This window comes from Psychrobacter sp. TPE 89C (assembly GCF_055522395.1).
Genome location: NZ_JBVFXW010000076.1, coordinates 1 through 7879, shown reverse-complemented (window position 1 = coordinate 7879; position 7879 = coordinate 1). Strand labels below are relative to the sequence as shown.

General features: G+C 39.4%; 6 protein-coding genes. All 6 read right to left on the bottom strand.

What is annotated here, in order from left to right:
- On the bottom strand, window positions 1-395 hold a 395-nt coding region (locus tag ACZW67_RS13805; RefSeq protein WP_465183730.1), incomplete at its 3' end, for a LysR family transcriptional regulator.
- 728 nt (window positions 396-1123) lie between these two features.
- Window positions 1124-2779, bottom strand: coding sequence for a thiamine pyrophosphate-dependent enzyme (locus tag ACZW67_RS13800; RefSeq protein ID WP_465183729.1), 1656 nt, complete (start codon window positions 2777-2779; stop codon window positions 1124-1126).
- 164 nt (window positions 2780-2943) lie between these two features.
- Entirely contained in the window at window positions 2944-4371 is a 1428-nt protein-coding gene (locus tag ACZW67_RS13795) for a sodium:solute symporter family protein (RefSeq protein ID WP_201593306.1), read from the bottom strand.
- 83 nt (window positions 4372-4454) lie between these two features.
- A complete protein-coding gene (locus ACZW67_RS13790) occupies window positions 4455-5477 on the bottom strand; it encodes a histone deacetylase family protein (protein ID WP_465183728.1) in 1023 nt (340 codons plus the stop codon).
- 63 nt (window positions 5478-5540) lie between these two features.
- Window positions 5541-6803 carry a Zn-dependent hydrolase gene (locus ACZW67_RS13785; RefSeq protein WP_465183727.1) on the bottom strand — a complete coding sequence of 421 codons (1263 nt, stop codon included), beginning with the start codon at window positions 6801-6803 and terminating at the stop codon, window positions 5541-5543.
- Between the two features lie 74 nt (window positions 6804-6877).
- A partial coding sequence (locus tag ACZW67_RS13780) for a histone deacetylase family protein (protein WP_465183726.1) occupies window positions 6878-7879 on the bottom strand: 1002 nt, incomplete at its 5' end.

The window sequence follows — 7879 nt, the reverse complement described above, 5'->3', positions numbered from 1 at the left end:
TCTAACGTAATATTCGGATATTTTTTTTTGAAAAATACTAAAAAATTATTATATTTAGGATTATGAAGTCGACTAACGACTAATAGTTTAATATTACCTTCTAGAAGATGTAAATTACTACCTTTCATCGCTTCAATAGAAGTAATCTCTGTGAATATTGTTTGAGCAACTTGAAGACAATAGCGACCAATTGGTGTGAGTTCTAGCGGCTTGGTATTACGAATAACAAGCTGGTTTACGAGTTGCTCTTCAAGCTTCTTGAGGTTTTGGCTAACCGCAGACTGGGTTATATTTAGACGATCAGCTGCCGCACTAATACTCCCCTCTTCACATATAGCAATTAATACGTGAAGTAATGTCCAATTTAAATTATCTGCTAATTTCCGTTGTATCATGGTAATTTCAGCACTTATATTCTGAATATATTGATAATTAATCAATATGAAAGGTCTGCCAAAGGTATGAAAGGCTTAGTCTTCGCGATACGTATTCAGCCTCTGAGTTCTCAGCTCACCTTTCATTATTGTCCTCAGTCCATAATACAATATAGCTAAAGATCATGGAGCAGTATAAATACTTATTTATTGTATAACTTGTCATAACACCCCTTTATCATGACAAGCTACTTAATACTGAAATTGTTAGCTCATCAGGGTCTGTAATCATATGCAGCAACAAGACCTGATGGTAAATATAACTCATCGCGCCACTTCTGGTACTCAGCGGACTTAGAAAAGTATGCATAGGTAGATAACGCTGTGCCCATAGACAATGATTGCCAGTCTCGAAACTGTATATAGCATCGGTAGGTAACTGCTCAGTTAACGTTTTGATAACTTTGACATATACTATCAACCCTGTAGACATTCACTTGGTAGATTTTAGTTGTACATATTTGACGACAGGGATCATCCTTAGGTACGCTTGGAATTACCGAACTTCTAAACTGATTTGTGATATACCATAATATGTTTCCAAGACCTTTTTTTTAAAAAAAGAAGCCTAACACTTGATGTTAGGCTTCTTTTTGAAAATATTGAACAACTTTATCAGCTTGCCTTTATAAATTTAACAACTGGCAATGAACCATTATTTTGAAATAGTTATCCGATTAATAAAATTATTAAGGATTTAACTCAGCAGGATCAGTAATCACATGCATTACCACAGTTTTGCGATCTTTACTTACAACTCGCATAGCCTCTGCCACTTGTTCTTCGACTCGCTCATCACTATTTACTGTAATACCATGAGCACCAAAAGACTGCGCCATTAAAGCAAAGTCAGGGTTTTGAAGCTGTGTACCTGACACGCGATCCGGATAATGAGCCTCTTGATGCTGACGAATAGTACCAAATTGACCATTATCCATAACTATAATCAAAATAGGAGCCTTATAACGTACCGAAGTAGATAATTCTGCCTCGTTCATCATAAACTCACCATCACCAGTAACAACAACTGATAAACGCTCAGGGGACTCTAAGGCAGCAGCGATACCCGCTGGCACACTATACCCCATTGCCCCGTTCCTACTACTCAACTGACTTGGAAACACCTTCGTTGGTAGGAACTTCTGCGCCCACAAACAATGGTTGCCTGCACCGAAGCTATATATGGCATCTTCTGGAATAATTTTGACTAGCTCTTTCATAACCAAAGTCATACTGGCATACTTTTCATGACTATTAGAAGAAAGAGTTATTTCTGGGAAAGCGCTATCTTGACGCTGTTGTTTATGACAGTGGTTGAACCATGAAAGACGTGACTTAGCATCAAGTTCATCTAATTTATATTCAGCAATTGCCTTTATAAAACTAATAGGACTTGCGGCAATATGAGAAGTGGTGGCGCCGCTATGACCGCGTAAACTGGTATCTAAATTGACAACATAATTGACTTGATCGAATGATTGACGCAAGGTGTAACCATCACTAGCCACATCGCCAAGCACAGTACCTATCGTCAACAACATATCCGCCGAATCTAGTAAGTCTGCACATCCATCTGCTCTACCATATCCTAAGTAACCTGCATGAGCGGGCGAATCAAATGGGATTCTGTCAGATGCTCGCCAATCATGTATGATGGGAATATGATTATCTTCCGCAAACTTAGTTAATTTTTGACATGTTTGAGCGTCCCAATTTTGACCACCAACAAATATTAAAGGTTTTTTAGCCATAGATAGTGCATCAATTATTGACTGCAACTCTGATTGTGTAACTGTACCTTTAGCGACAGGGATAACAGGGTGCTGCTGATTTTCAAATGGCTGCTGAATAATATCTTCAGGTAATCCAACTACAACAGGTCCTGGTCGACCTTCTAAAGCAGCATGAAATGCTTTTGCAACGATTTCTGATGCCCTAGAGACTTCGTCAAGAATGAAGACTCGTTTACATTGGCTACCGAACCACTGTATCGGATCAAACTCTTGGAATGACTCACGCTGCCTATCAGCAATCGGTATAAGGCCGACAAATAATATCAGCGGCACACCATCTTGCCAAGCCGTATGAATGCCAGTATAAGCTTGCGCAGCGCCTGGACCACGGGTCACCATGGCAATACCAGGTTTACCCGTAAATTTACCATGTGCATCAGCCATATAAGTACACGCAGCTTCGTGACGACAAACAATAGTTTGAATATCAGAGTTATAAAGGCCATCAAGTACTGCTAAATAGCTCTCACCCGGTACTATAAACGCTCGATCTACTCCGTGTTGCTTAAGGCTATCTACAATGGCTTGACCGCCATGTTTTAAATCACTCATTTTTTATCCCTAAATTATTTTAGCCATAACGCCATTATGGAAATTACGAATTTTCTGATTATCCTATGAGATCCTTTATTGGGATAATCATAGGACAGTCACTTTGAATGCTAGTTATTGCTTTTGAGTATTAAACTCTACCTGAGCAAATAGTTTGTCAGTTGTTAAATATTACTACTATCATCTCTAGTCATTAATGAGACAACAATTACTAAAAATATTGAAAGTGGTAAGCCAATAAATACTGGATGTATGCCAAAAGGATGACCAAGAACTTGCCAAACTACTGCAATCACTAGCCCAACCCACATTGCTACAGTACCACCCAAACGTGTCGCTTTCTTCCAAAACAACCCTGCAGTAATGGGTGCTAACAAGCTTGATACCAACATAGCGGAGCCCATTATCCACAGTACGATGAGGTCTGGAATAAAGATAGCTAACGTCAAGGCGATACCTGCTACGCCAAGAACCGAGTAACGACTGTACTTTAAAAGGCGTTGATCAAGATCTTCTGAATAGTTTAGTCTTGGTTTGACAATGTCATTAATAATTGATGACGCACCTGCCATGAAAAATGAATCCGCTGTAGAGATGACGGTAGCTAGAAGTGCAAGCACCATTACAACTATCATAGGGAAGCTAAACACATCGCCAATAATAGCAAAATAGGTTAAAGAAGCATTTTCTAGCGGTAGATTAAGACCAAAACGACCCATAATGCCGATCAGGATAACAACAAATCCTGTTAAAAATGCGAGAACAATAGCGATCCAGAACCCTGTTTGTGCTGTTTTAGCACTATCAGCCGCCCAAAATCTCTGCCATAAATCCTGTCGCACAAATTGATAACCGCCTATGGTTAATATATAAACCATGACTTCAGATGCTGGAATATTGAAAAAACTTAAAAAATCGCTTTCGCCAGACAGTGCAACTTGTGTCTGCACCCCCTCAAGACCACCAGCTGCGATGAGAACAGTACAAAATAATATAAAGATACCTACGGTCTGTATAGTGCCATGAAATGCATCTTGCCAAATAACAGACTTCATCCCCCCAAAATAAGTCTTTAATGTGACTAATACGCCGCTGACTATAACACCTGTAGTAATACTGGTACCCAAAGTCAGATTAAGGATTGTCGCAATTGCAACAAACTGCATACCGGTAATAGCGCTATACGCTACCAATAGACTAACCACTGTTGGAATTCTTGCCCCTTCTCCAAACCTTAATACTGTGAAATCTGCGATAGTCACCATATTATATTTTTCACCTAATGCTCGAACACGCTTTAGATAAAATGCCAGTATAAAAATACCAGCTAGAAATATGCCAAAGTTTAGCCATTGTGGCCCCATACCACGTATGAAACCTTGCTGCATATAACCTAACAAGATTGCACCACCGACAGCAGTACCTGTAAAGGTTAAGATAAGTGGGAATAATTTGACTGATCTACCAGCGACGTTATAATCGTCGTAAGTTTTAATGCTTTTTTTATTAATGTAAAAGGAAATGCCAAATAAAAACATGAAGTAAATAATAACCAAAGACCCTAATATCAGTCTTTCTCCTGAATCGTACATAATGTCCATCCTCGGAATATTTAGATCGTAATAAAATAGCTTTCAACAAAAAAACTTAGTAATAACGGAGTATAATAAAACTCCTATAAGCCTGATAAAAAAGACTGAAAATTGTCATTGAGTTTTTCAATACAATAGCCTCCTTCAACTAAAACAATTAGTGGCTTATTTAATTCTTTTAGCTTTTGCGCTAAAACCTGAAAACCTTCGGTACTGACATGACATTTAGCCTGTGGATCGTCTTTATAAACATCAAAGCCTAATACATGCACGATAACATCTGGATTAAACAGCTCTACAGTAGCCAGCGATTTGTCTACATAGTCAAAAAAACCTGCTTCATCAGTGCCATGTGGCATAGGAAAGTTAAGGTTATATCCATACCCTTCACCTTGCCCTCTTTCATGCTCATGACCTGCCACAACCGGATAAAAATCAATAGGGCTACCATGAACTGACGTATAAAGCACATCTTTACGGTCATAAAATATCTCTTGAATGCCCTGCCCATGGTGCATATCAGTATCTATAATGGCGACCTTGTTATATTTCTTAAGCAAATACTGAGCGATAATAGCGGCGTTATTCAGATAGCAGAATCCGCCTGCAGCACTCTTGCGTGCATGATGCCCAACAGGTCTTGTAATACAGACCTGAATTTTATTTTGCTCTGTCTCTTGAGTTAATAAGTTTTGAGCTGCATTCAGTGCTGTCTGTGCTGACCAATAAATAGAGGTCCATGAATACTTGCCAATTGGTGCACTACCATCAGCTTGATATTTAGCCGCTTTGGCCAAAATACCAAGACCTTCATTGTTATTTGGCATATAGATAGTGGTTTGAACTTCTTCGCCCATGTCTTCCTCTACCGCCATCCATTCACTGTAGGCGTTCTTCAAAAAATCCACGTATCCCAAATCATGTACATCTAAAATCGGTTCGATCCCTATATCTTTAGCAGTAATTACAGTTAAACCTAATGCTTTTGGTGCTTTTAATAGCTCAATCAGTCGTTCAGGCTTTTCTTGCGGCTGACGCATCTTACCGCGCGAAAAATAGGTTTTAGGTTGATGAAGCATTTGGTTTTCATGGCTATAGATTTTCATTTTTACATCCCTTGTTATGTTTAACCTAGTTTCATTAGTCCATAAATCAACATACTAAGTTAATCAACTAAATAAACAATTGTTGTCTATTATAGCTGTCTCTAAAACAGCGTGTAACAACACATTAGTGCCTGCGACCGCCCATTCAGAGGAAATCTCTTCATTTTCATTATGTGATATGCCATCTACGCAAGGGCACATAATCATCGCAGAAGGTGCTACATCTGCTATCCAAAAGGCATCATGTCCAGCACCAGAGCAAATATCAATATTTGAGTAACCTAACTTACTGGTTGTATCACGAATTATGCTCACTAATTTAGGGTCAAAGGCTACAGGATCTTTGTGCCCTACTATATCTATTGAACAACCCACATCAAACTCTGATGATATTTGATGAACCTTAACCTTTATCTGATTACATAACTCATCGAATTTATCTTGCGAAGCTGCCCTGATATCTATAGTAAATACCACTTTACTCGGAAGGACATTGCGAGAGTTCGGAAAAACGTCAATCTTACCAACTGATACTGCGGTATTAGGTTGATTGTCCATGACCAAATCATGGGTAACATGAATTATTTTAGCCATTGCCAAAGAAGCGTTTGACCTCATTGTCATGGGTGTCGAGCCAGTATGTGCAGCCTTACCTGTCAATGTCACTTTAAGAGCAGCCAAACCTTGACCATGCGTCACCACCCCTATCAACTTATCTTCTGCCTCTAAGATAGGGCCTTGTTCAATATGATATTCATAATAAGCATGTATCTTCGGCTCCCCTACGGGCATATCACCCAGCCAACCTGTACGTGTTAACTCATCTTTTACACTAATGCCATCTGGATCTGTGCAATTATATGCGTATTCGAGATCATATTTACCGGCATAGACACCTGATGCAATCATGGACGGTGCAAAGCGTGAACCTTCTTCATTTGTCCAGTTTGCGACGACGATTGGATGTTTAGTTTTAATGTTGTGCTCATTAAGTGAACGCACAACTTCTAATCCAGCTAAAACGCCTAAAATACCATCATATCTACCGCCCGTAGGTTGCGTATCGAGATGAGAACCTATCATGATGGGTAGTGCATTTGGATCAGTACCCTCTCTAAAGGCAAACATAGAACCAAGTTCATCAATTTTTACGACCATATTTTCAGTTTCACACCAATTTTTGAAAAGGGTACGACCTTCATTATCTTCATCTGTTAGTGCCTGTCTATTGCTGCCACCAGCAATACCTGGACCAACCTTCGCCATATCCATCAAAGATGCCCATAAGCGACTCTCGTTGGCAGTAATCTCAGTATTTTTAATCATTTTAGTCCGACCTTTAATTAGGTTCTAATTTCGCTAGATAGCTTAATGAACAATCAATCATTAACTACAGCTATTCACTTATTATTGATGATTTTTTCTGCAGTAAATCCAGAGATAAAAGCTTGTAAGTTTTCATTGAGCTTTTCTATGCAATATCCTCCTTCAACCAATACAATTACTGGCTTATCTAATGCTTTAAGTTTTTGTGCCAAAGTTTTAAAGCCTTGTGTGCTGACGGCGCATTTTGCTTGTGGGTCATCCTTATAAACATCAAAACCTAGGACATGCACGATCACATCTGGATTAAACAGCTTTACGGTTTCTATTGCTTTATCTACAAACTGGAAAAATTCTGATTCATCTACGCCATGTGGCATTGGAAAATTAACGTTATAGCCATAACCATCTCCCTCGCCCCTCTCGTGTTCATGACCGGCGACTACAGGATAAAAATTGATAGGGCTACCGTGTACAGAGGTATATAGCACATCGTTACGGTCATAGAATATTTCTTGGATACCTTGCCCATGATGCATATCAGTATCTATAATGGCGATTTTTTGAAACTTCTGACGTAAGTGCTGAGCAATAATTGCCGCATTATTTAGATAGCAAAAGCCACCTGCAGCATTTTTACGAGCGTGATGTCCTGCAGGTCTGGTAAGACATACTTGAATGTTATTCTGACCACCATCATCATTTAACAAGACGTCAGCAGCGTTGAGTGCCGTTTGTGCTGACCAATAGATAGACGTCCACGAATGTTCACCAATAGGTGCACTACCATCCGCTTGATACTTAGCCGCTTTTGCTAAAATACCTAAGCCATCATTACTATGTGGCATATAAATGGTTGTCTGAACTTCTTTGCCCATGTCTTCGTCTACAGCTATCCACTCACTGTAGGCGTTCTTCAAAAAATCCACGTATCCCAAATCATGCACAGCTAAAATCGGCGCGATGCCTATATCTTTAGCGGTCGTTACTTTCAAGTCTAAAGCTTCTGGCGCTTTTAAAAGCTCAGTCAAACGTTCAGGCTTTTCCTGAGGCTCACGCATTTTCCCTCGAGAAAAATA